Source organism: Stenotrophomonas sp. AS012628, from assembly GCF_010608305.1.
Taxonomy (GTDB): domain Bacteria; phylum Pseudomonadota; class Gammaproteobacteria; order Xanthomonadales; family Xanthomonadaceae; genus Stenotrophomonas; species Stenotrophomonas geniculata.
This window is the reverse complement of sequence record NZ_VMBJ01000029.1, coordinates 1-25752: the sequence shown is the minus strand read 5'-3', so window position 1 is coordinate 25752 and position 25752 is coordinate 1. Positions and strand designations below refer to the sequence as shown.

Genomic DNA, 25752 nt, shown 5'->3' with positions numbered 1-25752 from the left:
GCAAAGAGGTGAACCGGGCATGAGGGGGTAAACTGGCGTGCCCCGCACGAGTTGAACGCAATGGACATGGGCCGCAGGCAATCGACCATCGAACTGGTCGCCATCGACATGGATGGCACCCTGCTGGACCCCAGCCACACGCTCACCGCCCGGGCCAAGCAGGCCATCGCGCAGGCGCGCGCGTTGGGGGTGCACATCGTGCTGACCAGTGGCCGCCCGGTTCCCGGCCTGGCACCGTTCCTGCACGAGCTGGGCATCACCGGCGACGACGACTACTGCATCGCCTGCAATGGCGGCCTGGTGCAACGCATCGGCACGCGCGAAACCGTGGTCGAGTATCCGCTCAGCTTCGACGACTTCCTGTTCTGCGAGCAGGTGGCCCGCGAAGTGGGCGTGCACTTCCAGGCGCTGGACAGCCAGCGCATGTACACGCCCAACCAGGACATCAGCTATTACACCGTGGCCGACTCGCATCTTTCGCGGATGCCGCTGTCCTACCGCCGCGTGGAAGACATGGACCCGTCGATGTCCTTCATCAAGCTGATGATGATCGACGCGCCCGACGTGCTGGATGCCGCCATCGCGCGCCTGCCCAGCGAACTGACCGAGCGTTTCGCGGTGCTTAAGAGCGCGCCGTTCTTCCTGGAAGTGTTCGACCGCCGCGCCGGCAAGGGCCCGAGCCTGCAGAAGCTGGCCGAGCACCTGGGCATCGATCGCGCCAACGTGATGGCCATCGGTGACCAGGAAAACGACCTGACCATGCTGCAGTACGCCGGTACCAGCGTGGCGATGGGCAATGCCATTGATGCTGTGAAGGCGGTGGCGCGGTTTGAAACCACCAGCAACGCCGATGAAGGTGTGGCGCGGGCGATCGAGCGCTTCGTCCTGCAGTAACCGCGCGGTCAGCTGTCCAGGTAGCTGCCAACCTCATCCGCCCCGGTAGGTGCCAACCTTGGTTGGCACACGCAGACGGCAAGCGCCGACCAAGGTCGGCCCCGACCACGCCGGGGCTATACCCACGTATAACCCACCCATCCCTATCGCCATTCGCGCTGTACCACCGCGCAATGGCGAATGCGGCAGCGCGATGCAAGAATTTCGCACGTCGAAATCACGCCATCGAATTCTGAGGCAGAGGATCGTCTTCCTCTGCCACTGACCGGCGCGCACTGCGCCGTCACCCCCAACGCAATCGCATCGCCAGCCAGGGCGCCGACACCGGTGCTGCAACGCGCTGGCCGTGCACGTGCGCCGCTCTCTCCCTACATCCTGGATCTGCCCATGAACACCCCACCCACGACGCGCCTCGCCCTGGCCATCATCGCGGCCACCACCGCACCTGCGTACGCCGCGGAAACGCACGATGCCGCGCACGACACGCCCACTACGCTCAACGCCCTGCAGGTCATCGCCACACCGCGCGGTGCGGCCGTGGCACCGACCCAGGTGATCGGCCCCAACCGCTACATCATCAAGGCCGAAGACCTCGACGCGATGGTCACCGGCAACAACGGCCTGGCCATGCTGAAGCAGGTACCGGGCGCCAGCTACACCGCCACCGACGGGCTGGGCCTGGATATCTCCGCCACCAGCCTGTTCGTGCGCGGCTTCCGCATGAACGAAATGGGCATCACCTTCGAAGGCGTGCCGCTGAACGACAACGGCTTCCTCTCGCTTACCGGCACCAGCGTGGTGAACGTGGGCGTGCCCGATGGCATCGGCGCGATCACAGTCAGCCCCGGTGGTGCGCCGGTCAGCGTGTTCTCCAGCAGCGTCAACGGCGGCAGCCTGGAATACCGCCTGCGCGACCTGCAGGACACGCCCAGCCTGCGCGTGAAGCAGGGCGTGGGCAGCAACAGCACGCTGGTCACCACCGTGTCCGGGCAGAGCGGCCAGCTCGGTGAGCATGGCCCGAAAGTGCTGGTCGACCTGCAGCGCGTGTCCGCCGACAAGTACCAGGGCGAGGGCACGCAGAACTTCCTGCGCGGCGACCTGAAGCTGCAGCAGGACGTCGCCTGGGGCGATGTCACCGTGTTCCTGTCCGACAGCAAGGCCAAGGTCTGGGGCTACAACAACATCTCCTTCGACATGATCCGCAAGCTGGGCTGGAAGGCCGACATCTTCTATCCCGATTATGCGTGGGCGTGGTACGTGGCCTCGCCGGAAAACGCGGACAAATCCTGCGGCGCCTACACCTGCGGTGAGCTGTCCGAACTGATTCCGTACGACACCGGCCAGACCACCCGCGACCGCGTGTCATCGATCAACCATCGCTTCCAGATCACCCCAGCGCTGAGTGGCAACGTGCAGCTGTACAACGCCAACAGCCACACCCAGGCCACGCTGACCGACCCGACCGTACCGTCGCCCAACGGCGCACCGTTCTCCGAACAGGTACAGACGCCGCGCCTCAACCGCCTGGGCGGCATGGTTAACCTGCAGTTCGAGACCGGCGCGCACACCTTCACTGCCGGTTTCTGGCAGGAGAAGAGCAAGGCCGCGGCCAAGACCGAGTGGTACCAGCAGCCACTGCTGGGCGAGGGCCCGCCGCTGAAGGCCACCGGCCCGTTCGACGTGTACGGCCCCGCGTTCAAGACCGACAACGCATCGAGCTGGGTGACCCGCTCGCGCCAGTTCTACCTGCAGGACGACATCGTGCTGAACGACACGCTGAAGCTGGGTGTCGGCCTCAAGGCCGTGGACTTCCGCACCCGCGGTGGCGGCCTGGGTGATGCCAAGGACCGGCCGGTGAATGGTACGCTGCGCGCGAAGAGCAACTTCCTGCCACATGTCTCGCTGTTCTGGAGCCCGACCGAATCCACCGACGCCTTCATCGACCTGGCCAACACCATGAACGGCTACCGCGTGGCCCAGCGCGGCAACATCGGCTACACCGCCTCCGCATGGACCATCACCGACCAGGAAGAGTTCGACCGCGTGGCCGGCACGCTGCGCCCGGAGAAGAACTGGAACCTCACCGTAGGCGCGTCGCATCGCTTCGACCGGCTGACGATCACCGGCGACGTGTTCTACAACGACATCCGCAACCGCCTGCTGTCAGCAGCCATCGGTACCCAGTTCGCGCAGATCAACACGGTTCGGCTGATGCCGAAGATGCATGTGATCGGTGCCGACCTCGGCATCACCGCCGACCTGACCGACCACCTGCAGTTCTATCAGGGCGTGGCCGTAGCCCGTTCGTACTACGACAGCGATTTCGTGGTGGGCGACACGGTGTACCCGATCAAGGGCAATGCCCAGCCGGGCTACCCGCAGATCTCGCTGGTCAGCGACCTGTCCGCGCACTTCGGTGACTGGCGTTTTGGTGCCACCAGCACCTCGTACCTGCGCCAGCCCTTCACCTACGAGAACGACATCCGCGTGCCCACGTTCTGGCAGGTCAACACCTATGCCGCCTACCGCTTCGGTGCCGATAGCGCGGTGCCGGGGCTGGAGCTGCGGCTGGACGTGAGCAACCTGTTCAACCGCCACAACATCGGCACCGCCACCATCGCCGGCTCGTCGTTCTCGGGGGATTACCAGACCCTGCAGCGCAGCGCGCCACGGCAGCTGATGTTCAGTACCTCGATGACCTTCTGAGTAGATCCACGCCATGCGTGGATAGCTGACCCCTGCCAGAAACACGCCTTGCGCAATCAACAGGGATTTTCTGGCGGCGACGCAAGGTTCCCACAATGTTGCTGGGTCATGCTGTCGGCATGGCTCAGTACAACCCGCGATCACCGTTGTTCGACATCCGGAGCCCGGGACGGCCCCGGCAGGCGCCGTCCGTGACGCCTGTGATCGACCTGCAGGCCGAGTACCAGTTCTGGCACGTCTACGAGCGCGTGGTCCGTCCGTTGCCCGGTGGGGGGCTGCGGCAGGCCTGGCTGGTGTGCCAGAAGGTGTACCGGGACCGGTGGCAGCACCCGGACGACAGCGACGAGGCGGCGTTGTCGCGGGTGCTGTTTGGCGGGAACATGACGGCTGACCGGGCGTCGGAGCTGGCGGAGCTGCACGCGCTGGTCAGCCGTCGGGTGGCGTTGCTGGCGAAGCGAGGGCGGGTGGATACTGCGGCCTGAGGCGCGAGGGCTGTCCTCGACGTGCCGAGCCGCTATGACCTGCTCTTGGTAGAGTCGACTGTTAGTCGACTGCTCTTAGCTTCGGCCCTCCAAGAGACCGCGCGTCGCGCGCGAGTCGACTAACAGTCGACTCTACCAACGCCCCCTCGGGACGGTGCTTCTAGGGCTTTCCCCGATCCAGCTGCCGATAGCCAATCGCCTCAGCCAGATGCGCCGTCCGGATCACCTCGCAACCCGCCAGATCCGCAATCGTGCGCGCCACGCGCAGAATCCGGTGCATCGCCCGTGCGGAAAGCTGCAGACGTTCAATCGCCTGCTCAAGTAGATCCTGATCGGCCTCGCTCAGCTTCGTGCACGCCCGCAGCGCCGCCGGCGGCAGATGTGCATTGAGCCCGCCACGTGCCTGCTGCCGGGCATGGGCGGCTTCCACCCGTGCACGTACCGCAGCACTGGGCTCACCCAGTGGCGTGCTCTCCCGCAGCTCCACCGCGTCCATTCGTGTTACGCCGATATGCAGATCGATGCGGTCCAGCAACGGACCGGACACCCGCGCACGGTAGCGGTTGATCCGCTCGTCGCTGCACAGGCAACGGTTGCTGCGGTCACCGGCCCAGCCGCACGGGCAGGGATTCATCGCAGCCACCAGTTGGAACCGCGCGGGGTACTGCACGCTGCGCGCCGCGCGGGCGATGCGGATGTGGCCGGATTCCAGTGGCTCGCGCAGGGTTTCCAGCGCGCTGCGGTTCCATTCTGGGAGCTCATCAAGGAAGAGGACTCCATGGTGGGCCAGTGATATTTCACCGGGGCAGGGCGGGTTGCCCCCACCCACCAGCGCCGCCGCGCTCGCGCTGTGATGGGGCGCTCTAAAGGGCCGCTGCCGCCAACGTCTTGGGTCCAGCCCTTCGCCACTCACCGACGCAATCGCGGCAAGCTGCAGCGCCTCAGTCTCTTCGGTATCCGGCAACAGGCTGGGCAGGCGCGAGGCCAACAGTGTCTTGCCGCAGCCAGGACTACCGATCAACAACAGATGGTGCCCACCGGCAGCGGCCACTTCCAACGCGCGCCGTGCATGCGCCTGCCCGCGCACGTCGGCCAGATCGGGCAGTGGCAACGGTGTCGTGTCCACGCGCTCCACGGGTGGCAACAGGCGCGGATTGCCCAGCCCGGCGCAGCATTCCAGCAGCGTACGCGCCACACGCACATCCGCGTGCTCGGCCAACGCAGCCTCTGCGGCATTCCCTGGCGGCACCACCAGGATGCGCCCGGCTTCAGCGGCCGCGATCGCGGCCGGCAGCGCACCTGCCACCGGCCGCAGTTCGCCGGTCAGGCCAAGCTCACCCAGGAACTCGTATTGCAGCAGTGACTGCGGATCGACCTGGCCACTGGCTGCCAGAATGCCCAGGGCGATGGCCAGGTCGTAACGTCCACCTTCCTTGGGCAGGTCGGCGGGCGCGAGATTCAGAGTGATGCGTCGCTGCGGAAAGTCGAAGCGCGCGCAGAGCAGGGCGGCACGTACGCGTTCGCGGGATTCCCGCACGCTGGTTTCCGCCAGGCCCACGATCTGGGTGACAGGCAGGCCGCCGGAGAGATGCACTTCCACCCGCACCAGCGGGGCGTCGACCCCGGCGCGGGCACGGCTGTAGACCAGCGCCAGGCTCATGTGTGGCTTCCTGCAGAGGGATGCTTGATGGTGCGGCAGGCGTTCCGCATGGGATATCGGGAATTGCTGGTGAAGCGGCTAGGGGGATTCCTGCAGACCGTTGGAGTGCGCCTGCGCGCTTCGTAGCGGCCGGTGTTCGCGATCGAGTGTCGGAACTCAACCGGTATGACGTGGAACAACGCCGGGGAATAGGCCGTTGCCGCTCGCCCGGGCCGGCCTTTCACCTCACTGGATCTGCGCCCGCGAGACTGCGGAAATCCAAGAAAATTCCCTATGAAGTGCTTTTCGTACAGGCATTTACATTTCACCGGAACTACACACATTTACTTGAAGGTGAGCAAAAGGGGTGCTAAAATTCACCCAACACACCCGCCAAGCCTCTGACGCGCTAGTTCGCGACATGCTCAAATTGGCGGGTTTTTTTTTGCCTGCTGATTGGAGTCAGGATGACTCACTACCGCAAACCACCCCTGTCGATTCAGCAGCAGTTGGATCTCCTCCAGCAGCGCGGGCTGGCCATCGGCGACGCCGCCAATGCCAAACGCTATCTGCAGCGTGTTGGCTACTACCGCCTCATGGGCTATCTCTGCACACAGCGTGTGCCCGGTAGCGACAGCTTCCGAGCTCAAGCGACATTCGAAGAAGCGGTCAGTCTCTATGAATTCGATAGGGCCCTTCGAGACCTGGTAATGGAGGCCGTTGGCCATATCGAGGTCGCAACGCGGACCGTGCTCACGTACCACTTTGCCCATGCCTATGGCGCCTTCGGCCACTTGGAGCCGCGCAATCTGGCATTCACCGGGCAGGAGTATGCGGATTGGCTCGGCGGCGTCGAAAGCGAAGTGACGCGCTCCAGGGAGGCGTTTATTCGGCACTACAAGGACAAGTACGCCTCACCCGCATTCCCCAGAGTACCGATCTGGATGGCGACAGAAGTCATGTCGCTCGGCTCGCTTTCTCGCTTCTACAAAGCGCTGCACTCCAGAGAACAGAAGGCTGTTGCGGGTGAGATGCTGCTGGCCGCGCCAGTCTTCGCAAACTGGCTGCATGTCACCAGCGTGGCGCGAAACGTCGTTGCACACCACAGTAGGTTATGGAACAAGGAGCTCGGTGTTTCGGCAGTTCGTCCACGGTCGGCAGGATGGTCTGAGCGCGAGGCGCCATACGCACCGAATCGTTGCTTCTTTCTGTTGCTCCTGCTTCGCAGACTTCTGGAAGCGACGACCGCTGATTTCAGGGATTGGCGTGAACGTGTCGATACCCACCTCTCGGCTGGCCTGACGACCGAAGTCCGAACGAGAAGCATCGGGGCTGCGACTGGATGGCAGGACCATCGCCTTTGGCGCGGGTAAGTCCCAGGAGGCGCCGCTTCCTCCAGACATTTGTTGCGAATGGGCCGGTTAGGGGGGGGCGGTCAATGGCGGCCCAGCACCCCAAACAGACACCGCTGCTCATCCAGCACCAGCCCATTGAAGCGCCCAAACCGCGTCTCAACCCACGAAGGCCCAGCGCTTTCCACCAGCAATCGCCCTTGGCTCTGGTGCAGATCCAGCCAGCGCTCGAAGCTGATGCGCAGACGCTCGATATCCGGTGCCCGCCAGCGGGCATCGGCGGGCATGCGGATCAGCACGCGCGAGGGCGCGTTCTCCACGTCCAGCACCAGAACGCCCTTGCAGCGGATTTCGAAGGACGTCACCCCGGCATAGCGCGTGCGCAGTTCAAAGCCCTCATGCGCCTTCGCAGTGACGAAGCCCAGCGCATCACTGTGCAGCAACCGGTAATCGGCCGGTTGCAGCTTCTGGTAGGCCCACACCTGATCGCCCGCGGGCTCGGGCCATGCTGCCCATACTGCGCCGATCACCGCGATGCACATCACCGCAGCGGCCAGGCCGTGCATCTTCATTCGTCACCCCGCACACAGGCAGAAAACTCCGCGCCGTAAGCGCGCTCAGTCCTTGGGTCGCATCCGCTCGTGGATGAAGGCGGTCAGCGCGAGATCGGCCATCACCAGCCCCTCCATCACCCGGTCGCCCACGTACTGTTCGGGCTCGCCGTTCTGGCGCGTGCGCTCGGCCGCCAGCAGGATCTCCTGCACGATGCGCTGGCCGGTGAGCGCGCAGTCGGCGTCGGACAACGCCATCTGCCGGCTGCGCAGGTGGTGCCGCTCGGGCCAGGGCTGGCCGTCGGCCGCAGCGCCCGCACCGATGGCGTGCAGGATGGCGATGAGGCTGTTGGGGTCCAGCGCGGGCGCGGGTGACGGCGCTTCCTGGATCGGGCGCGGGGGCGGGGAGTGCGGCGTGGTCATGGCGGGCTCCGTGCATGCAGGCAGAAGCCGCCACCGATAAAGGTGGCGGACAGGGCGTGGCTCGAAAACCGGTTGCTAGACAAAGCCGGCGGGCACGAGGCCCCCACGCCCCGCCCGCCATAGCCGGCAGACGGATTGCCAGCCGGCACCACGCGCGGTGGTGCCGGCTGGCAAGCGCAAACTTACGTCTAGCAATCCGGGTTTTCGAGTCCCGACCACCGATGCACGGTGGCGCAGTAACGATTACCTGCTGTTGTGCGGAATGCCAACGGGGGAGGGGTCAATGCCGCCAAAACCCGAGACGCTTTTGGCATTGTCGCATAGCACCGGAAGCGGCGAGAGCCTTGGCGTGCTAGGCGGAACGGCACTTCTGGAACGGAGTCGTCAGAACCTTCGGCCAGAGATGCCAGGCGCGGCAAATGCGACAGCACTCGCCCATTGGGCATGTGTGATCGCTCATGCAACCGAACCGCTGCGACACCGGCTGGATGGTTTAAATGACTTCCTGCCTATTGAACCTACCGAGTGCCGCGCGCAATCTGACTACCGCTGTAGTCACGCGGGGCTGCACTGCCCGCAGCGGGACGGTCTTGTAGCGTTTGAACGGATTTCACCCACTGGCGCAGGCCAATACAAGGATCACTGTACGTGTTACGCCGCAATCGACTTCTTCTGTCTGCGGGTCTGGTCCCGCTTCCGTGGTTTCTGTTCTGGACCAGCGTTGCCGCCCTGTTCGCGCCGGGCTACAACCCGCTTGCACAGCACGCCAGCGAACTGCTGCAGGCGCCAGCGCTTGCAAGCATCTGCGGCAGAATCGCCGCCATCGGCTCCGGTATGGGCTTCGTGGCGTTCTCCATCGGGGTGTGGCGAGAGTCCGGCCGCCGCATTGCCGTAGGCGCGATCTGCTGGATGATCTTTGGCATCTCCATGCTGACCAACGGTCTCTGGCCCATGGGCCATCCGATGCACGGCTTCTACACCATCGGTATCGCAAACATCATTGCACCGGCGATGTCGCACATCGAACTGAGCGCGTGGTCTGCCAACCGAAGGGCATACGCCGTGACCGCTGTGGTGAGCATCGGGGGCATCGTCTATCTCTGGTTGAACGTGGTGGGCGCGGACCCGGAGGGCTACCGGGGGCTGACCCAGCGCGTGTTCTCGTCGATCAACTCGCTGTGGCCATTCCTGGTTGCGCTGTATCTGCTGCGAAGGGATTCAAGCGCGCTGAAGGTGCAGCCTGCGCATTGATGGATGGGCATGCAGTTGCATGGATGGCTGTTGAGCGCGTGGCTTTGAGATGGGGATGAAGATCTTTCGCCGTCAGCTGATCTACGTTCGAGTGCACCAGGACCACTTCATTGCGCGCGTGGTGGGTGGAGACAGGACCATCCGTCGTCAGTGTCATGCCCTTGGCAATCGCGCGGGCCCGATCAAGGACTTTTCGAGTATCCGGCCCCTGCTCAAGGCGATCTTCTCGGAACTCCTGCCTGGGTTCTCTCTCGTCAAGCCGTGGGGATTCCGCACTTTGATCCGGTTGAGTACCCGGTCACGAAGGAAGAACTGGCCGGGTTCCAGAAGGCTGCCATGCGAAGTGGTGTGAGCTTCTGTTTTCTCTCCACGTGGGAGCAGCGGCATGAAGACAAGGATCTGTTGGAGATGTTCAAGTAGTGCCGGCCCGATACTTCATTCCAGGCCAGGCAAATTCGTGGTTGGGTCTGTTCAAGGTACTGCGAGAGTCCGCTCTTGGCCGAAAGCGGACATCGTTCGACGACCTGCTGCGTTGATCCTCCGTCGGCCAAAGCACGTGTCTCTCCTTCCCTCAATTGATGATCTCCCCACTCCCCGAAGCAACAAACGCCTTCAACTGCCGGACGAACTCCGCGTCATACAGCTCCCACTCCACAATCTCCCCCACAATCCGCAACGGCTGCGTACTCCGATACGACCGCGTCGGGTTCCCGGGAAACTTCTTGTTGGTCACATTCGGATCGTCCTCAAACGGCCCGGTCGGCTCCACCACATACACACGCGGTCGCCCTTCACCCTTGGCCATCTCCGCAGCCAGCCCGGCGCCCTTGGCAATCGTGGTGAAGTAAATGTGGTTCATCACCACGCTGTCGCGATAGTTGGAGCGGAAGCCCGCACTCAGCAGCTCGCCCACCGCCAGATCAGCGCGGGTGCCGTGATAGAACGGCCCGGCGACCTGGTCGCAGGTGTCATGCGAAACGGGTGTCCAATCGGTGTCCTGCGCCATCGCTGCTGCCCCTCTCTGTGCTGCCGGATCGACAGGCCGGCGAGTCTAGGGCGCCCGGTGGGCCTTGCTGCAAGGCTCCATCCGGGAAATAATCTGTAAACGGGAGGCGCACTGCGCCTCTTTTTTCATTCTGCGGTGCCGCGCCCTTCCAGCTCACGCACGGCCGTTTCCAGCGCATCCAGCTTTTCGCGGGTCTTCAGCAGCACGGCGCGCTGCACTTCGAACTCCTCGCGGGTGACCAGGTCCAGCTTGGCCAGACCCGCCTGCAACGCGCTCTTGAAGGTGGCCTGCAGTTCCTCGCGCGATTCGCGCAGGCCCGGCGGCACCAGGTCGCTCAAGCGACGGGCAAGGTCATCCAGTTGGTTCAGGTCGATCATGGGGGTACTCCGTGGTGCGGGCGGGCCGTGCAGGCCACAAGGATACTGCTGGGCCGGTCGCCCGCACAGGCGTGGGCTGTTTCGCACCGGGCGCGTTCAGGCGCTATCCTCCACGCCGGAAGACAGGAGATAGACGATGAAGATGGTCATGGCGGTGATCAAGCCGTTCAAGCTCGACGACGTGCGCGAAGCGCTGGCCGAGCGTGGGGTTACCGGGATCACGGTGACGGAAGTGAAGGGCTTTGGCCGCCAGAAGGGCCACACCGAACTGTACCGCGGCGCGGAGTATGTGGTCGATTTCCTGCCGAAGGTGAAGCTGGAAGTGGCGGTGACCGATGACCAGGTGGAGGCCGTGGTTGAGGCCATCGTGAAGGCGGCGGGCACCGGCAAGATTGGCGACGGCAAGGTGTTCGTGTACGACCTGGGCAGTGTGGTGCGTATTCGTACCGGTGAGTTGGACGCGGACGCGTTGTAACCCGTTCGGCGGGATGTTGTAGAGCCGAGCCTATGCTCGGCTGCATTTCGCGCGATGCAGGAACAGCAGCCGAGCGCGGGCTCGGCTCTACAAAGAGCGGTAAAGCGGTCGAGCGAGCTCGACCCCTACCGGCGCTTGGCCCAGTTGTAGAACCGCTTCCAGCCCTGGCGCACGGCAGCGACCCAGCCGGGGTCGGCCACCAGTGCGGCCTGCGCGGCACTCGGGGCCTGGCCGGTCATGCGCTGGCGGATCTTCAGCAGGTTCTTCATGTCGCTGCGGCGCATCTGCCGGCTGAGCGGGTTGCGGCGCAGCCAGCGCGGGGCGCGCCAGGCCGAGGTGAAGTCCAGCAGCACCGGTACGCCGGCGCTGACCACCACATTGGTGCCATGCAGGTCGTTGTGGGTGATGCCGGCGGCATGCAGGCGGCTGAGCGCGTGCTGCAGCTGCTCGAACACTTCATTGCCCACGGCCTGTGCGCTGCTGAGCGTCTGGCCGGGAATGAACTCCATGCCCAGTGCCAGGCCGCCCAGGGTGCCGAGCAGCGCGGGTGCGTGCTTCCAGCCGCCGAGGCGCTGCAGCATGCGGGCCTCGCGGCGCACCATCAGCCGCGCGATCAGTGAAACGGGAGTGCCTCGGTAGCGGGAGTAGTCCTTGATGACCGCCTCGCGCCCGTCCAGGCAGGTGCGGTAGACGTCGGGGGCCAGGAAGCGTTCGCCGCGTTTGAGCAGCAGCGGGGTGGCGGCGTCTTCGCCGCAGGAGGAGGGGGGCAGGGCAGGGAGATGCATGTCGGGGTCTCGGTCGACCCGGTGGGTGGCGCAAAGCGTCAAGCGAACCGGTGTTACAGGGAGTTACTAAGTTTTCGTTAATTTTAGTACTCGCCAGTTCGCTATTCCACGATTTGTCGGAGAAATGTCGGGGTCGTGGCTGGAACAGTTCGTCGCACCCGATCGGACAATTCCGTCTCACTTCGTCTTTGGTTCTTTCAGAATCAATAGGTTGGGCGTCGCGTCGCTTCGTTCATCCGCGGCCCGCTGAACGTCACGCACGTCCGGCTTGACCCCGACGCACGGCCTGCCGACCATAAGCTGTTAATTCGCGACATCGGCGGCCGCCCCTTCCTGGCACGTCCCCGTTACCTGCCGCGGTCCCCACCGGTGCTGGCCGCCTGGCCGTGCATCGCCCTGTTTCCCGTTCCGGCTGCGGCTGGAGGAAAGTGTTTTGATCATCAAAATCGTCATTGCAGCGCTGTTCGTCGCCTGCGTGCTGTACATCCACTTCCGTGGCAAGGTTCGCGCGCGCTGGTCGCGCCAGCTGCTGGACCACTCCAGTTTCATGGCCCCGATCAACGTGGTCATGTACATGTTCTCGAAGGTGCCGACTACGCCGTTCCTGGACCCGGCCAAGGAGTTCCCGCAGCTGGAGCCGCTGCGCCAGAACTGGCAGATGATCCGCGACGAGGCGCTGGCGCTGCGCGATGCACAGAAGATCGCGGCCTCCAGCACGTTCAACGATGCCGGCTTCAATTCGTTCTTCCGCCGTGGCTGGAAGCGCTTCTACCTGAAGTGGTATGGCCCGTCGCACCCGTCGGCGAAGGCGATGTGCCCGAAGACCACGGCGTTGCTGGAGTCGCTGCCGGACGTGCGCGCGGCGATGTTCGCGCAGCTGCCGTCGGGCAGCGAACTGCGTCCGCACCGCGATCCGTTCGCCGGTTCGTTGCGCCTGCACCTGGGCCTGGCCACGCCGAACAACGACGGCTGCTACATCGAAGTGGACGGCATCAAGAAGAGCTGGCGCGATGGCGAGTGGATGATGTTCGACGAGACCTACATCCACCACGCGCACAACGAGACGCCCGATGACCGCGTGATCCTGTTCTGCGACATCGCCCGCCCGCTGCGCTTCGGCCTGCCGAGCCTGTTCAATCGTGCGGTGGCGGCCACGCTGCTGGCCGGCGGTGCCTCGCCGAACCTGCCGGGTGACCCGACCGGTGGCGTCAACAAGGCGTTCGGCAGCGTCTACAAGGTGCGCCTGAAGGCCAAAGCGCTGCGCGAGCGCAGCGTGGTGGCCTACCAGGTGATCAAGTGGGGCCTGGTGGTGGCGGTGATTGCCGGTATCTGGGCGCTGTGAGCGAACCGCGGCCGGGTCGCGCGCGCGGGATGTTGTAGAGCCGAGCCCATGCTCGGCTGCTTCTGCGCGAAATGCAGCCGAGCATGGCTCGGCTCTACAGAAAGCAAAAACCCGCGCTGTCGCCAGCGCGGGTTTTTGTTTGGATCAACCTTTCAGTGCCGCTTGCACGAACGGCGGGGTCACCAGCACGCCGGTGTGCAGCGCGGCGGTGTAGTACAGGGTGTTGAAGGTCTTGGCGGCCGAGTCGGCCTGGCGGAAGTCGAAGCTGCTGTCGCCCTTGCGCGCCATGGTCACGCTCCACCAGCCGGTGGGGTAGCACGGCTGCGGGAACGGCAGGGTCTTGAACGAACCGAAGCCGGCCTTGCCCATCTCGGTGCGCATTTCGTTGATCAGCTCGAGCTGCATCAGCGGCGACTCGGACTGCTGCACCAGGATGCCGTCGTCCTTCAGGGCCTTGAAGCAGCTCTCGTAGAAGGCCTTGTTGAACAGGCCTTCGCCCGGGCCGACCGGGTCGGTCGAGTCCACGATCACCACGTCCACGCTGCCGGCCGGGCAGTTGGCCATGTAGGCCACGCCGTCGTCGAACAGCAGCTCGGCGCGGGCGTCGTCGTTGGAGTCGCACAGTTCCGGGAAGTGCTTGCGCGCCATCACGGTGACCTGCTCGTCGATATCACACTGGGTCACGCTCTCCACGCCCTTGTGCTTGAGCACTTCGCGCAGGGTGCCGCAGTCGCCGCCGCCGATGATCACCACGCGCTTGGGCGCGGCGTGGGTGAACAGCACCGGGTGGCTGATCATCTCGTGGTAGAAGAAGTTGTCCTTGCTGGTCAGCATGATGGCCCCGTCGATGGTCATCAGGTTGCCCCAGTCGGTGGTCTGGAAGATCTCGATCTTCTGGAACGGCGACTGCACCTCGTCCAGCTTGCCGGTGATGCGGTAGCCGATGGCCGAGCCGGTGCGCTCGAAGTGTTCGATGTACCAGTTGTTGCTGTCAGTCATTGGAAAACAGTCCTGTTCGGAGGGGTGGAGCCGGGCTGGCGGGCGGGGCCGCGTGGCACAGATGCCACATCCGGACGGATCGGCCCGTTCAGGTTGAAACCTGTCACGGGCGCGGGCGCGCATGATAACGAACCTGTGGGCATATAGGCGTTATCATGCCCCCCCTTTTATTGCCAACAAGGCCGACTGAAATGACCGATTGGTCCCTCGACCAAGCCCGCAAGACCTACTCGATCCCGCATTGGGCGGACGGTTACTTCGACGTGGATCAGGCCGGGCACATGGTGGTGAGACCGACCGGGGCGGACGGCCCGGTGGTGTCGCTGCCCAAGGTGGTCGATGCTGCGCGCGCGGCGGGCGCCAAGCTGCCGCTGCTGGTGCGCTTCCCGGACATCCTCGGCCAGCGCCTGGGCAAGCTGCAGGCGGCCTTCGGCCAGGCCCAGCAGGACTGGGAGTACAGCGGCGGCTACACCGCCGTGTACCCGATCAAGGTCAACCAGACCCGCGGCGTGGCCGGCACCCTGGCCAGCCACCACGGCGAGGGCTTCGGCCTGGAAGCGGGCAGCAAGCCCGAGCTGATGGCCGTGCTGGCGCTGTCGCGTCCGGGTGGCCTGATCGTCTGCAATGGCTACAAGGACCGCGAGTACATCCGCCTGGCCCTGATCGGCCGCAAGCTGGGCCTGCAGACCTTCATCGTCATCGAGAAGCCGTCCGAGCTGAAGCTGGTGCTGGAAGAGTCCAAGGCGCTGGACGTGAAGCCGGGCCTGGGCGTGCGCATGCGCCTGGCCTCGCTGGGCGCCGGCAAGTGGCAGAACAGCGGTGGCGACAAGGCCAAGTTCGGCCTGTCGCCGCGCCAGCTGCTGGACCTGTGGAAGTCGCTGCGTGACACCGAGTACGCCGACTGCCTGAACCTGCTGCACTTCCATATGGGCTCGCAGATCTCCAACGTGCGCGACATCGCCAACGGCATGCGCGAAGCCACCCGCTACTTCGTGGAGCTGTCGCGCCTGGGCGCGAAGATCACCCACGTCGACGTGGGTGGTGGCCTGGGCGTGGACTATGAAGGCACCCGCTCGCGCAGCTTCTGCTCGATCAACTACGGCCTGCATTCCTACGCCAGCAACATCGTGCAGCCGCTGGCCAATGCCTGCGAAGAGTTCGGCCTGACCCCGCCGCGCATCGTGACCGAGTGCGGCCGCGCGATGACCGCGCACCACGCGGTGCTGATCGCCAACGTGTCGGAAGTGGAAGAGGCGCAGGAAGGCCGCGTGCCGGACCAGCACGATGACGAGCCGGCGGCGATCCGCCACCTGCGCGAGATCCACGACGAACTGGACGTGCGCCCGGCGGTGGAGCTGTTCCAGGAAGCGCAGCATTTCCATGCCGAAGGCCTGGCAAGCTACGCGCTGGGCCAGATCGACCTGCCGCAGCGTGCGCGCATCGACGATCTGTTCTACGCCATTGCCCACGGCGTGCGTGCGCGCCTGAGCTATGACGAGAAGAGCCATCGCCCGGTGCTGGACGAACTGAACGAGCGCCTGGTCGACAAGTACTTCGTCAACTTCAGCGTGTTCGAATCGATCCCGGACGTGTGGGCGATCGACCAGGTGTTCCCGATCGTGCCCATCGAGCGCCTGGACGAAACCCCGGACCGCCGCGGCATCATCGCCGACATGACCTGCGACTCGGACGGCATGGTGGAAACCTATGTCGAGAACGAGAGCCTGGACAGCTCGCTGCCGCTGCACAAGATGAAGCCTGGTGAGAGCTACCGCATCGGCTTCTTCATGGTCGGCGCCTACCAGGAAATCCTGGGCGACATCCACAACCTGTTCGGCGATACCGACGCGGTGGAAGTGCTGGCCGACGCCGATGGCTACGCCATCACCCAGCAGCGCCGCGGCGACACCACCGACGTGATGCTGGATTACGTGGGTTACCGCCTGGACGAACTGCGTGCGACCTATGCGCAGCGCGTGGCCGAGGCGCAGCTGTCGCCGGAACGCGCGCAGGAGCTGTCGGAGGCACTGGAAGCCGGCCTGACCGGTTACACCTACCTGTCCGACGAACCTCTGGTCTGATGGACAGCGCCGGGCTTGCCCGGCGCTACCGTTGCGATGAGCGCGCGCGCGATCTTCCACCTGTTCCTGCATGCCGCCGTGCCAGCCCTGCTGGCATGGCTGTTCTGGCGCAAGCGCTTCGCCTCGGCGTGGTTGCTGATGCTGCTGGGCTGGATCATCGATCTGGACCACCTGCTGGCCGATCCGATCTACGCACCCAACCGCTGCAGCATCGGTTTCCACCCGCTGCATACGGCCCCGGCCATCGCCGTCTACGCGGGGCTGTGCGTGCCGAAGAAGACCAGGTTGTTCGGCATCGGTTTGATCATCCACATCGTGCTGGACGCGATTGATTGCTGGTGGATGCATCACCATTGATGGGGAACTGAAATGCCCGGCGAAGGCGGTAGAGTCGACTGTTAGTCGACTGCTCTTGGCTGCGGTGCTGGGAAATCTCGCGCTGCGTGCGAAAGTCGACTAACAGTCGACTCTACCCGCATGGCGTTCCCGCGTTAACGAGTCACCCCAGCGGCAACCACACCGTCGCGCGCAGGCCCGGCTGCGCATTCTCCAGCGCCACGCGCCCGCCATAACTGGCGGCGATATCGCCCACGATTGCCAGGCCCAGCCCGCTGCTGCCCTCGCGCTCATCCAGCCGCACACCGCGCTGGGTGACCTGTGACAGTGACTCCGCGGCCAAGCCCGGGCCGTCGTCGCGTACTTCGATGCGTAGCTGTCCGTCGCTGATGTCTGCGGTGATGTCTACCTGCTGTCGCGCCCACCGCCCGGCGTTGTCCAGCAGGTTGCCCAGCATCTCTTCCAGATCTGCACTGGCACCGGCGAACTGCAACGCTGGATCGATACCTGCGGCCGTGAACGCAATGCCGCGTTCGCCATGCACGCGTGCCATCAACCGGCATAGCGCCTGCGCGACAGTCGCAACGTCGCTGCGCTGGCGATGGTCTGCGGCCAACCCTGCCGCCAGGTAACGGTCAACACTGGCCTGCATGCGTGCGCTCTGCTCGCGCACGGTGGTCCGCCAGTCCGCGCCGTCGCCGTCAGCCTCGGTGGCCAGCACGCTCAATGGGGTTTTCAATGCATGCGCCAGGTCCTGTGCACTGGTGCGCGCGCGCGCGACCATGCGTTGCTGGTGCTCCAGCAGCGCGTTGAGTTCTTCGCCCAGTGGCGCGACCTCTGCCCCCAGTCCCTGCGTGTCGATGCGTTGCGCGTCGCCGCGCCGCACCCGTTCCAGCTGTGCACCGAGGCGGTGCAGCGGACGCAGGCCGAAGTGAACCTGGCTGGCCAGCACCGCCAGCCACGCTGCGACCAGCACACCCAACGCGATGGCGGTGCGCTGCCGGAATGCGGCAACATCGGCATCCAGCGCGCTGCGGTCGGTGGCGACCACGGCCACGAACGGTTCACTGGCACGTGGCAGGCGCACCTGCTGCACACGTGCGCGCAAGGATTGCTGCAGCGGCCCGGCCAGGTTGCGCGTGGCCGGGCCAGTGACGGTGGTGGGAAGCGTTTCATCCCACAACGAGCGTGACTGCAGCAGCACGCGGCCATCGGCACCGGCGATCTGCCAGTAGGAACCGGAGAACACCCGCTGGAAGCGCGCGTCATTCGGTTGCTGGCGCAGGCGCAGCTGTCCTTCCGGGTTCACTTCGGCCTGCGCCAGCAGGGTCAGCATGTCCTGCTGCAGTTCGTGGTCCAGCCGATCACGCGCGCTGCGCTTGAACAGTTCGCCCAGTAGTGCGCTGGCCAGCAGCGAAACCAGCAGCAGGCCGACGCCGCCAGCCAGCAGCAGGCGCCGCCGCAGCGAGGATTGCCGGCTCACGGCGCGGCCAGCCGCCAGCCCTGGCCGCGCACGGTCTGGATCAGATCGATGCCGAGCTTGCGGCGGACCCGACCCAGCAGCATGTCCAGCGCGTTGGAGTCCGGGTCGTGGCCGCCTTCGAACACCTGCTCGCCCAGACGATCACGGCCGATCACCTGGCCGCTGTGGTGGATGAAGTAACTGAGCAGGCGGAACTCCTGCGGGCTCAGCGCCAGCGGCTGTCCGTCCAGTTCGAAGCGGCCGGCGTTGACGTCCAGCTGCAGCGGCCCGCAGTGCAGTCGCGGGCTGGCATGGCCATGGCTGCGGCGGATCAGGGCGCGCAGGCGCAGCACCAGTTCGTCGGCCTGGAACGGTTTGGTCAGGTAGTCGTCGGCACCGGCATCGAAGCCGGCCAGCTTGTCGTGCCAGCGCCCGCGCGCGGTCAGCACCAGCACCGGGAAGCCGCGGCCGTTGCCGCGCCAGCGCTCGATTACGCTCAATCCGTCAAGCCCGGGCAGGCCCAGGTCAACGATGGCCGCCTGCAGGTCCTCGATCTGGCCGATTTCCTCGGCCTGGCGGCCATCGGCAACCACATGCACCACGTAGCCGGCCTGCTCCAGCAGGGGCACCAGGCGCTGTGCCAGTGCGGCATCGTCTTCGGCCAACAGGATGCGCATCAGTCGTCGAGCTCCGTCTTCAGCAGCTTTCCGCTGCGCGCATCATAGTCCAGCTCCACCACCACGCCGTCGCCGCGCAGGATCTCCACTTCGTAGACACCATCGTCCAGCTCCACTTCCAGCAGCTGCCCCGGAAAGCGCTTGAGTGCATCGCGCACCACGCTTTCCAATGGCACGTAGCGGCCCTGCTGCACGGCACGGCGCGCGACCTGCTGCGCCGGGTCCTGGACGGGCGCGGCGGCGGTAGGAGCGTTGGCCAGGGCCAGCAGCAGGGGCAGGGTGGAGAGCATCGGGGCGCAGGGAGGGCTGTAGGAACAGGCGTGAGTGTGCCGGGGGTGACTAACAGCTGGCTAACAGTGCCGGCTAAGGCGCTGTTAATCACGGGGTGCATTGTGGCGTTGCCGGGATGGTCCGGCCACGAACACGAACAGGAGAACCCCCATGTTGAAGTCGCTCACCCTCGCCACTGTTGCCCTGCTGACCGTCGCGCCGGCCGTACAGGCCGCGCCGCTGGGCATGGCCCAGGTTGAACAGACCCTGCGCAAGGCCGGCTACACCCAGATCCACGAGATCGAGCGCGATGATGGCCTGTGGGAGGCCGACGTGAGCCGCGCCGATGGCCGCTTCAGCGAGGTCTACGTGGACCCGAAGACCGGCGAGATCTTCGACGAGCACAGCGGCCGCGCGCTGCTGACCACCGAGCAGGTGCTGGCACGGGCACAGGCGCATGGCCTGCGCGAGATCCATTCGCTGGAACGCGATGGTGCGACCTGGTCGCTGGAGGCCCGCAATGCACGCAACCAGAAGGTGGACGTGCGCCTGAGCGGTTATGACGGCCGCATCCTGCACAGCGAGCGCGATGGCTGGCTGGATTGACGTTTGGCCATGTAGAGCCGAGCCCATGCTCGGCTTTGCGGCCAACCGTAGCCGAGCATGGGCTCGGCTCTACAGGAGCTGGCTTACCAGCCGTACGGCGGCGGGTAGTCCCAATAGCCCGGGCCGCGGCCGTAATAGCCGCCATACGGACCGAAGAAGCCCGGTCCCTTGCCTTCGCTCACGTGGATGTTGACGTTGACCCCGTGGGTCTTGCCTTCATCGGTGGTGTAGTTCTTGCTCAGGTTCAGCGTGGCGGCGTTGTAGTGGCTGTTGCCACCGTTCTTGGAATAGCCGATGCCGGTGGTGAAGCTGCCGGACACCTTGACCTTGTCGTCGGTCACGTCGGCGATCTTCGCGTCGTCGTGCACGCGCGGGCCGCTCTTGTCGCCGTAGTACGTGCCCGGCGGGTCCTGCTGCAGGGCCGGGTCGTTGAGGTAGCGCATCGGCGCCTGCGGCAGCGTCAGGTCCAGGCCGGCCGCCTGCGGCGCGGTGGCGCCTGCGGCGGACTGGGCCAGCACGGTTCCCGGCAGGGCCAGGCACAGCAGCAGGGTCAGGGGGCGGATCATGACGGCGCTCCAGCGGACAGGTGGCCACGCAACACGCGGCGGTACAGGCCGACGCTAGCAGGGGTTGCTTGAATGATGCCTGTCGGCGCCCGCTTACGGTAGAGCCAGGCCATGCCTGGCTGCAGGCTACAACCGGCCGAACCCGAACAGCCCCTCCAGCGCATGCGTGCGCCGCTCGATCCGGGCCCGCAGCAGCTGCGCGCCGATCATCGAATAGGTGATGCCGTTGCCACCGTAGGCCATGGCGAAGTGCACCCGCGGGCCCCATTGTTCGTGCGGGCCGAAGAACGGCAGGCCATCAGCGGTCTCGGCGAAGGTGCCGCCCCAGGAGAACGCCGGCACCGGGTCCAGCCGTGGGAACCAGCGCAGCAGCTGCTTCATCAGCTGGTCGGCCTTGCTCTGAACGCGCCGGTCGCGGCGGGCGGGGATGTCGATGGCGTCGTCCAGCCCGCCGACCAGCAGGCGCTGGTCGCCGGTGGCGCGCAGGTACAGGTAGGGGCGTGCGCTTTCCCACACCATCGTGGTGCGCAGCCGGCCGAGCACGTCCGCATCGATGGGATCGGTGATGAAGGCGTAGCTGCTGCGGTTGCGTGCGACCCGTTGCTTGAGCCAGCGTTGGTTGGCATAGCCCATGGCCAGCACCACGTGGCGTGCGCGGATGGTGGCACCGGCTTCGGTACGGGCGGTCACCCCGCGCGCGGTAGCATCGAGGCTGTGCAGTACGGTGCGGTCATGCACATGGCCGCCGCGCCGACGCAGGCGCTGCAGTAGCGCATAGGTCAGCCGATACGGATCAACCCGGGCCGCCTGCCGGGTCAGCAGGGCGCCGCCGGCCTCAACGTCGAAACGTTCCCGCAGTGCCTCCGGGCCCAGCCAGCGGGCATCCAGGCCGATGCCGCGACGGGCATCGCCCTCGGCCATCAGGCGCGGCACGTCGCGATGGCGGCTGGCCAGGTACAGGCTGTCCATGCGCTGGAAATCCACATCCTTCAACCCGCGCGCCACGTCGCCCAGGGCCGGAATGGCCTCGGCACACGCACGGTAGGCAAGCGCGGCGGCGTCCTGGCCGTAGCGCTGGGCCAGTTCCAGCAGATGGGTATCGATCTCGTACTGCAGCAGCGCGGTGCTCGCGGCCGTGCTGCCCCAGCCGATGTCGCGCTGCTCGATCACCGCCACGTCGTGGCCATGCCGGGACAGTTCGTCGGCAATCAGCGCGCCGGTGATGCCGCCGCCGACCACCAGCACGTCGCAGCGCAGGTCCTGCTGCAGCGGCGGGAAGGCGTGGATCAGGCCATTGCGAACCGCCCACCACGGGTAGCCACTCTTCAGGTCCATGGGTCAGCCTGCCGGATTGATTTCATGCTCGTCCTCAGGCTGATCTGCAAGCAGTCGAGCAAACAGGTCGGGGAGGTCGCGCGCTACCGGGAGGGCGTACTGACGTTCCATGCCAATGAATGGAATCCGCACTACCGGCATTGCTGCGTCCAGTGTGTCGAATCCAAATCCCTCCCCGCCGCCGTCCGACGCGAACAGGAATATGCCCGGCGCGTATGATTCAACTTCATACTCACGATTGAAGGCGACCACCTCTTCCGCTTTCCAGAAGACAATGTAGTTGTCGCCAATAAATCCTTCGCCACCGTTGTGCGCCCTAAGGAATTCAAGGTAACTCTCGGGAAGTGCCACTCCCACGCGGGCTGACAGATCAGCAATGGCCGACATTTCAGCCGGGCCATTGAGCTGTCCCTCTGTCAGGTGATATTCCATGACTGCTCTTCCATGTCTCTCGGGGACTGGTTAAACCAGAAGTTTGCCTGCTGCTGATGAATGTCGCGATGGGGGATAACGTCATGGGCGGAGTCGGTTGGCGTCCACCATTGCCCGTAGATCAGGCCGTGGGCTGGCCGGTATGCGGGGTCTGGATCAGTTCGGACAGATCGAAGCCCTGCAGGCGCGCGGACGCCAGATAATGGTCCTGCACGGTGGCGTCCAGCTGCGGTTCGCGGGCCAGCAGCCACAGGTACTTGCGGTCCGGGCTGCCGACCAGCGCGACGCTGTAGTCCGGGGCGACCTGGATCACCCAGTAGTCGCCCTTGGCGAACGGCAGCCAGCGCAGGCCCTTGGGCAGGAAACTGACCTCCAGGCGCGCGCTGTCGTTTTCGATCGCGCAGGCCTCGCCGGTGGCCTCTTCGATCTCGCCGTCCATGCGGCAGCGGTTGGTGACACCGACGTTGCCGTTGTCGAGCAGGGTGTAGTGCGCCGACACGTCGGTGCAGCCTTCCGGTTCATGGCGCATCGGCAGGCGTGCGATCTCGTACCAGGTGCCCAGGTAGCGGGGCAGCTTGAGGCCGGCAACGGTCTTCAGCGGCGGGTGCTCGGTCATCGGCGGTCGTGGCAGGGGGGGGGCCTCCACGATGCCGATGGCCTTGCCATGGGCGGGTGAAGCCGGGGCGATGGCCGTGTCCAGAACGTTCCGTCGCCGCTGCGGCGTGCCCGTTGTCACCGGTGCGGCGGTATCCTGCAGCCAGCGCCGTGTTTTCCTGATCCAACCGAAGTGGAGGTGCCGATGTACCAGGTGATCCTGTTGAAGAGTGAATCCGCGTTCGCACGCGAACAGTGGCCGCAGGTCGATGATCTGGTCGACTACGAAGGCGTGTCCTACAGCCTGCGTGCCGGGCCGCGCCAGCCGCTGCCGACCGACCACGACTGGCATCCGGTGGCGGTGTACGCGCCCGATGAGATCACCGAGGAAGAGTTCCAGGACTGGTACGCGCTGCAGCAGCCGACCGTGGAAGAGCTGCGCCTGAAGTACTGATACTGCTGCGCGTCGCCCATCCGCCCTTTACCGCCTGTGCCGTATAGTCGCGCGCAGGCGCGGTGGTCCGCGCGAACCGGTGTGGCTGGCGTGTCTTCTTTCCTGCGATCGATCCGTGCACGGGGCCCCTGGTGGGTCCTGATGCTGTGCACCGCCCTCCTGCTGTCCGCGCCGGTGCTGGCACAGGATGAAGACCCCACGCCGAAGCAGCAGCTGGCGCAGATCGAGTCCAGCCTGAAGGAGATCGATCGCAAGCGTGGCGATGCTGAAGCCATCGAGACGCTGGCGATGCTGTCGGAGAATGCCTCGCAGGTACGGCGTGACGCCGAGGCGCTGGAAAAGGCGCTGCAGCCCCAGCTGGTTCGCCTCGACGAACAACTGGCGCAGCTGGGCACGCCTGCCGAGGGCACCACCGAGCCGCCCGAACTGGCGGCGCAACGGCGCACGATCAACAAGCAGCGCGACGGCCTGGCCGCATCGGTGGCGCAGGCCAAGACCAGTGCCGTGCGTGCCCAGCAGCTGGCAGCCGACATCGACCAGCAGCGCACTGCGCAGCGCGCCGAAGACATGGGGAAGAAGGTCGCCTCGCCGTTGTCTCCGGCACTGTGGAGCAAGGTGGCCGAGCGCCTGCCCATCGATATCGCACGCGTCGCGCCGTTGGCCGAGCAGGGGCGCGATACGTTCGTTGCCGGCGTCCGGGCCAATGGCTTGGGCACGCCGTTGCTGGGCCTGATCGCCGCGCTGGTGATGATGTTCCCGCTGCGGCTGTGGCTGCGCCGCTTGGGGCGGCAGTTCGCCGCGTCCGATCGTGCGCCTGATGGACGCCTGCGCCGTTCCGGCCTGGCCATGTGGTTGTTGCTGGTCGGCACGTTGCTGCCCGGCTATGCCGTGGTGGTGCTGATGGCGGCGCTGGACGCCATCGATGCCATCGCGCCGCGCCTGCAGGTGGTGGCCGACGGCCTGGAGACGGCCACCTTCCGCGCCGCCTTCATCGCTGCACTCAGCGCCTGCATGCTGGTGCCCAAGCGCCCGTCATGGCGGCTGTTGAACCTGGACGACACCGCCGCGCTGAAGCTGCGCAAGTACGCGTGGGGCGCGGCGGCGCTGGCCTGGCTGAGCACGGTGCTGATGGCCCTCGACCAGGCCACGCGCACCAGCGATGTCACCACGGTGGCGCTGGATGGCCTGATTGCCCTGACCTACCTGGGCCTGATCATGGCCATGCTGGTGACCCTGGCACGTCTGCATCGCCGGCAGACCGCCGAGGCCGAGGCCAAGCTGGAGGCACAGGCCGATGGCGTGGGCGCGGCCACGCCGGTGCGCCGCAGCAGCTGGCTGGTATTGGCACGCGTGGCGGGCAACGTCGCGGTGGTGGCCGCCATCGTCGCGACGTTGCTGGGCTACCTGAACTTCGCCAAGTTCGTGAACCAGCAGCTGATCGGCGGCAGCATCGTGGTGCTGGCAGCGACCCTGCTGTTCAAGTTCGTTGATGACCTGAGCACGTGGATGCTCAACGCGGACAGCAAGGTGGGCCAGACCATCCTGCTCAGCACCGGCCTGAGCGTGTCGCGCCTGGAGCAGGCCGGCGTGCTGCTGTCGGCGGCGTTGCGCACCATCGTCGTACTGATCGCGCTGCTGGCGCTGGTGGCACCGTTCGGCAACATCGGCGCGGTGGTGGAGCGCTTCTCCTCGCTGTTCACGTCTGGATTCGACATTGGCGGAACCAAGCTGGAGCCGGTGCGCATCGTGCTGGCGGTGCTGGTGCTGCTGGCTGGCCTGGCCGTTACCCAGCTGGTACAGCGCTGGCTGACCGACACCTACCTGCCCAAGACCGAACTGGATCTGGGCGCACGCAATTCGGTCAGCACCGTCGCCCGTTACGTCGGCATCATCATCGCGGTGATCTGGGCGCTGAGCGCGATGGGGCTGCAGCTGAGCAAGCTGGCCCTGCTGGTCAGCGCGCTGTCGGTGGGTATTGGTTTCGGCCTGCAGGTGATCACCCAGAACTTCGTCTCCGGCCTGATCCTGCTGGCCGAGCGGCCGGTGAAGATCGGCGACTGGGTGAAGCTGGGTGACCAGGAGGGCGACATCCGCCGCATCAGCCTGCGTTCGACCGAGATCCAGGTGGGCGACAAGTCGACGCTGATCGTGCCCAACTCCGAGCTGGTCACCAAGACCGTGCGCAACATGACGATGGGCAACAACCAGGGCCGCATCCAGATCCAGTTCGCGGTGCCGCCCAGCACCGATGTCGGCAACCTGCGGCAGGCGCTGCTGGATGCATACACCGCGCACACCAACGTGCTGAATCAGCCGGCACCGACGGTCTACATCGACAGCATTGCCGGTGGCCAGATCACCATCAACAGCTTCGCGTACGTGGCCAGCCCGAGGCAGGTGTATGCGACCCGCAGCGATCTGTACTTCAGCCTGCTGCAGATCCTGGCGGAGCGGAACATTCCGCTGTCGACCCCGACGGATATCCACATCACCCGCGATCCGCAGGAGTAGGGGTTTATTTGCAGGGCTGCGCCCTGCACCCGCCGAAGCAACGGCCGAAGCAACAGCCGAAGCAACAGCAACGGCAACAGCAACAGCGTGCATTCCGTGGGATGGCGAGGTGGGTCCGGTTGCGGGAGACGCCGTAAACCCATCCA

At 65.6% G+C, this 25752-nt stretch carries 26 protein-coding genes; 12 read left to right on the top strand and 14 right to left on the bottom strand.

Features of this window, described 5'->3' with window-relative positions:
- Positions 1-60: 60 nt before the first annotated feature.
- The 3 genes from yidA to G5A07_RS13600 all read left to right on the top strand — a co-directional run bounded on the left by yidA (position 61) and on the right by G5A07_RS13600 (position 4082).
- Positions 61-894: a sugar-phosphatase gene (gene yidA, locus G5A07_RS13610; protein ID WP_049453999.1), complete on the top strand. Its 834-nt coding sequence runs from the start codon at positions 61-63 to the stop codon at positions 892-894.
- Positions 895-1281: 387 nt separating this feature from the next.
- Positions 1282-3600 (top strand): TonB-dependent receptor, encoded by a 2319-nt coding sequence (locus tag G5A07_RS13605; protein WP_049453996.1) that lies wholly within the window; start codon positions 1282-1284, stop codon positions 3598-3600.
- A gap of 95 nt (positions 3601-3695) precedes the next feature.
- Positions 3696-4082, top strand: coding sequence for a hypothetical protein (locus G5A07_RS13600; RefSeq protein ID WP_191863451.1), 387 nt, complete (start codon positions 3696-3698; stop codon positions 4080-4082).
- Positions 4083-4242: 160 nt separating this feature from the next.
- On the opposite strand, the gene G5A07_RS13595 is transcribed toward G5A07_RS13600, so the two are convergent.
- Positions 4243-5742 carry a YifB family Mg chelatase-like AAA ATPase gene (locus G5A07_RS13595; protein ID WP_191863450.1) on the bottom strand — a complete coding sequence of 500 codons (1500 nt, stop codon included), beginning with the start codon at positions 5740-5742 and terminating at the stop codon, positions 4243-4245.
- A 446-nt stretch (positions 5743-6188) separates the two neighbouring features.
- On the opposite strand from G5A07_RS13595, the gene G5A07_RS13590 reads away from it, so the two are divergent.
- A complete protein-coding gene (locus G5A07_RS13590; protein WP_191863449.1) occupies positions 6189-7094 on the top strand; it encodes an Abi family protein in 906 nt (301 codons plus the stop codon).
- A 62-nt stretch (positions 7095-7156) separates the two neighbouring features.
- Here the strand turns inward: G5A07_RS13590 and G5A07_RS13585 are convergent, their stop codons facing one another.
- On the bottom strand, positions 7157-7645 hold the full coding sequence (locus tag G5A07_RS13585; RefSeq protein ID WP_191863448.1) for a cold-shock protein: 489 nt from the start codon (positions 7643-7645) through the stop codon (positions 7157-7159).
- Positions 7646-7690: 45 nt separating this feature from the next.
- Positions 7691-8047, bottom strand: a complete 357-nt coding sequence (locus tag G5A07_RS13580; protein ID WP_021201939.1) for a hypothetical protein — start codon at positions 8045-8047, stop codon at positions 7691-7693.
- 648 nt (positions 8048-8695) lie between these two features.
- Here G5A07_RS13580 and G5A07_RS13575 point away from each other — a divergent pair.
- A complete protein-coding gene (locus G5A07_RS13575) occupies positions 8696-9298 on the top strand; it encodes a DUF998 domain-containing protein (protein WP_191863447.1) in 603 nt (200 codons plus the stop codon).
- A 571-nt stretch (positions 9299-9869) separates the two neighbouring features.
- Here G5A07_RS13575 and arr read toward each other — a convergent pair.
- Positions 9870-10304, bottom strand: a complete 435-nt coding sequence (gene arr / locus G5A07_RS13570) for an NAD(+)--rifampin ADP-ribosyltransferase (protein ID WP_010482079.1) — start codon at positions 10302-10304, stop codon at positions 9870-9872.
- Positions 10305-10429: 125 nt separating this feature from the next.
- The gene (locus G5A07_RS13565) at positions 10430-10681 is read right to left on the bottom strand and encodes an accessory factor UbiK family protein (RefSeq protein WP_010482078.1); all 252 of its coding nucleotides are present in this window, start codon (positions 10679-10681) and stop codon (positions 10430-10432) included.
- Between the two features lie 136 nt (positions 10682-10817).
- On the opposite strand from G5A07_RS13565, the gene G5A07_RS13560 reads away from it, so the two are divergent.
- A complete protein-coding gene (locus G5A07_RS13560) occupies positions 10818-11156 on the top strand; it encodes a P-II family nitrogen regulator (RefSeq protein WP_005411374.1) in 339 nt (112 codons plus the stop codon).
- 125 nt (positions 11157-11281) lie between these two features.
- Here the strand turns inward: G5A07_RS13560 and G5A07_RS13555 are convergent, their stop codons facing one another.
- Positions 11282-11941 carry an RIO1 family regulatory kinase/ATPase gene (locus G5A07_RS13555; protein ID WP_191863446.1) on the bottom strand — a complete coding sequence of 220 codons (660 nt, stop codon included), beginning with the start codon at positions 11939-11941 and terminating at the stop codon, positions 11282-11284.
- A gap of 436 nt (positions 11942-12377) precedes the next feature.
- Here G5A07_RS13555 and G5A07_RS13550 point away from each other — a divergent pair, with 436 nt between their 5' ends.
- Positions 12378-13283 carry an aspartyl/asparaginyl beta-hydroxylase domain-containing protein gene (locus G5A07_RS13550; protein WP_049435834.1) on the top strand — a complete coding sequence of 302 codons (906 nt, stop codon included), beginning with the start codon at positions 12378-12380 and terminating at the stop codon, positions 13281-13283.
- 144 nt (positions 13284-13427) lie between these two features.
- Here the strand turns inward: G5A07_RS13550 and speE are convergent, their stop codons facing one another.
- A complete protein-coding gene (speE, locus tag G5A07_RS13545) occupies positions 13428-14282 on the bottom strand; it encodes a polyamine aminopropyltransferase (RefSeq protein ID WP_103282140.1) in 855 nt (284 codons plus the stop codon).
- Positions 14283-14473: 191 nt separating this feature from the next.
- Here speE and speA point away from each other — a divergent pair, with 191 nt between their 5' ends.
- Complete coding sequence (gene speA, locus G5A07_RS13540; protein ID WP_012512349.1) at positions 14474-16363, top strand: arginine decarboxylase; 1890 nt, start codon at positions 14474-14476, stop codon at positions 16361-16363.
- A 36-nt stretch (positions 16364-16399) separates the two neighbouring features.
- Entirely contained in the window at positions 16400-16720 is a 321-nt protein-coding gene (locus G5A07_RS13535) for a DUF6122 family protein (protein ID WP_191863465.1), read from the top strand.
- A 142-nt stretch (positions 16721-16862) separates the two neighbouring features.
- On the opposite strand, the gene G5A07_RS13530 is transcribed toward G5A07_RS13535, so the two are convergent.
- Genes G5A07_RS13530 through G5A07_RS13520 form a run of 3 tightly spaced genes read right to left on the bottom strand, consistent with a single transcriptional unit; the run spans position 16863 to position 19128 of the window.
- Positions 16863-18182, bottom strand: coding sequence for a HAMP domain-containing sensor histidine kinase (locus tag G5A07_RS13530; protein WP_191863445.1), 1320 nt, complete (start codon positions 18180-18182; stop codon positions 16863-16865).
- On the bottom strand, positions 18179-18838 hold the full coding sequence (locus tag G5A07_RS13525; protein WP_043401288.1) for a response regulator transcription factor: 660 nt from the start codon (positions 18836-18838) through the stop codon (positions 18179-18181). Before G5A07_RS13525 ends, G5A07_RS13530 begins: the two co-directional genes overlap by 4 nt.
- The gene (locus G5A07_RS13520) at positions 18838-19128 is read right to left on the bottom strand and encodes a PepSY domain-containing protein (RefSeq protein ID WP_010482069.1); all 291 of its coding nucleotides are present in this window, start codon (positions 19126-19128) and stop codon (positions 18838-18840) included. The genes G5A07_RS13525 and G5A07_RS13520 overlap by 1 nt, the downstream gene beginning before the upstream one ends.
- Positions 19129-19279: 151 nt before the next feature.
- Here G5A07_RS13520 and G5A07_RS13515 point away from each other — a divergent pair, with 151 nt between their 5' ends.
- Complete coding sequence (locus G5A07_RS13515) at positions 19280-19714, top strand: PepSY domain-containing protein (RefSeq protein ID WP_043401290.1); 435 nt, start codon at positions 19280-19282, stop codon at positions 19712-19714.
- Between the two features lie 83 nt (positions 19715-19797).
- Here the strand turns inward: G5A07_RS13515 and G5A07_RS13510 are convergent, their stop codons facing one another.
- From G5A07_RS13510 to G5A07_RS13495, 4 genes are all read right to left on the bottom strand, one after another.
- Positions 19798-20280: a hypothetical protein gene (locus G5A07_RS13510; RefSeq protein ID WP_019661543.1), complete on the bottom strand. Its 483-nt coding sequence runs from the start codon at positions 20278-20280 to the stop codon at positions 19798-19800.
- 126 nt (positions 20281-20406) lie between these two features.
- On the bottom strand, positions 20407-21615 hold the full coding sequence (locus G5A07_RS13505; protein ID WP_191863444.1) for an FAD-dependent oxidoreductase: 1209 nt from the start codon (positions 21613-21615) through the stop codon (positions 20407-20409).
- A 3-nt stretch (positions 21616-21618) separates the two neighbouring features.
- Complete coding sequence (locus G5A07_RS13500; protein WP_191863443.1) at positions 21619-22047, bottom strand: SMI1/KNR4 family protein; 429 nt, start codon at positions 22045-22047, stop codon at positions 21619-21621.
- A gap of 121 nt (positions 22048-22168) precedes the next feature.
- Complete coding sequence (locus tag G5A07_RS13495; RefSeq protein WP_191863442.1) at positions 22169-22663, bottom strand: lipocalin family protein; 495 nt, start codon at positions 22661-22663, stop codon at positions 22169-22171.
- Positions 22664-22846: 183 nt separating this feature from the next.
- Between G5A07_RS13495 and G5A07_RS13490 the strand changes: the two genes are divergently transcribed.
- Complete coding sequence (locus G5A07_RS13490) at positions 22847-23095, top strand: hypothetical protein (RefSeq protein ID WP_006474562.1); 249 nt, start codon at positions 22847-22849, stop codon at positions 23093-23095.
- 141 nt (positions 23096-23236) lie between these two features.
- Positions 23237-25606 (top strand): DUF3772 domain-containing protein, encoded by a 2370-nt coding sequence (locus G5A07_RS13485; protein WP_191863441.1) that lies wholly within the window; start codon positions 23237-23239, stop codon positions 25604-25606.
- Positions 25607-25752 lie beyond the last annotated feature (146 nt).

Excerpts from the sequence above, each read along its gene's own strand:
- yidA (WP_049453999.1), top strand. The coding sequence starts at position 61 with ATGGACATGGGCCGCAGGCAATCGACCATCGAACTGGTCGCCATCGAC.
- G5A07_RS13605 (WP_049453996.1), top strand. The coding sequence starts at position 1,282 with ATGAACACCCCACCCACGACGCGCCTCGCCCTGGCCATCATCGCGGCC.
- G5A07_RS13600 (WP_191863451.1), top strand. The coding sequence starts at position 3,696 with ATGTTGCTGGGTCATGCTGTCGGCATGGCTCAGTACAACCCGCGATCA.
- G5A07_RS13595 (WP_191863450.1), bottom strand. The coding sequence starts at position 5,742 with ATGAGCCTGGCGCTGGTCTACAGCCGTGCCCGCGCCGGGGTCGACGCC.
- G5A07_RS13590 (WP_191863449.1), top strand. The coding sequence starts at position 6,189 with ATGACTCACTACCGCAAACCACCCCTGTCGATTCAGCAGCAGTTGGAT.
- G5A07_RS13585 (WP_191863448.1), bottom strand. The coding sequence starts at position 7,645 with ATGAAGATGCACGGCCTGGCCGCTGCGGTGATGTGCATCGCGGTGATC.
- G5A07_RS13580 (WP_021201939.1), bottom strand. The coding sequence starts at position 8,047 with ATGACCACGCCGCACTCCCCGCCCCCGCGCCCGATCCAGGAAGCGCCG.
- arr (WP_010482079.1), bottom strand. The coding sequence starts at position 10,304 with ATGGCGCAGGACACCGATTGGACACCCGTTTCGCATGACACCTGCGAC.
- G5A07_RS13565 (WP_010482078.1), bottom strand. The coding sequence starts at position 10,681 with ATGATCGACCTGAACCAACTGGATGACCTTGCCCGTCGCTTGAGCGAC.
- G5A07_RS13560 (WP_005411374.1), top strand. The coding sequence starts at position 10,818 with ATGAAGATGGTCATGGCGGTGATCAAGCCGTTCAAGCTCGACGACGTG.
- G5A07_RS13555 (WP_191863446.1), bottom strand. The coding sequence starts at position 11,941 with ATGCATCTCCCTGCCCTGCCCCCCTCCTCCTGCGGCGAAGACGCCGCC.
- speE (WP_103282140.1), bottom strand. The coding sequence starts at position 14,282 with ATGACTGACAGCAACAACTGGTACATCGAACACTTCGAGCGCACCGGC.
- speA (WP_012512349.1), top strand. The coding sequence starts at position 14,474 with ATGACCGATTGGTCCCTCGACCAAGCCCGCAAGACCTACTCGATCCCG.
- G5A07_RS13535 (WP_191863465.1), top strand. The coding sequence starts at position 16,400 with ATGAGCGCGCGCGCGATCTTCCACCTGTTCCTGCATGCCGCCGTGCCA.
- G5A07_RS13525 (WP_043401288.1), bottom strand. The coding sequence starts at position 18,838 with ATGCGCATCCTGTTGGCCGAAGACGATGCCGCACTGGCACAGCGCCTG.
- G5A07_RS13520 (WP_010482069.1), bottom strand. The coding sequence starts at position 19,128 with ATGCTCTCCACCCTGCCCCTGCTGCTGGCCCTGGCCAACGCTCCTACC.
- G5A07_RS13515 (WP_043401290.1), top strand. The coding sequence starts at position 19,280 with ATGTTGAAGTCGCTCACCCTCGCCACTGTTGCCCTGCTGACCGTCGCG.
- G5A07_RS13510 (WP_019661543.1), bottom strand. The coding sequence starts at position 20,280 with ATGATCCGCCCCCTGACCCTGCTGCTGTGCCTGGCCCTGCCGGGAACC.
- G5A07_RS13505 (WP_191863444.1), bottom strand. The coding sequence starts at position 21,615 with ATGGACCTGAAGAGTGGCTACCCGTGGTGGGCGGTTCGCAATGGCCTG.
- G5A07_RS13500 (WP_191863443.1), bottom strand. The coding sequence starts at position 22,047 with ATGGAATATCACCTGACAGAGGGACAGCTCAATGGCCCGGCTGAAATG.
- G5A07_RS13495 (WP_191863442.1), bottom strand. The coding sequence starts at position 22,663 with ATGACCGAGCACCCGCCGCTGAAGACCGTTGCCGGCCTCAAGCTGCCC.
- G5A07_RS13490 (WP_006474562.1), top strand. The coding sequence starts at position 22,847 with ATGTACCAGGTGATCCTGTTGAAGAGTGAATCCGCGTTCGCACGCGAA.
- G5A07_RS13485 (WP_191863441.1), top strand. The coding sequence starts at position 23,237 with ATGCTGTGCACCGCCCTCCTGCTGTCCGCGCCGGTGCTGGCACAGGAT.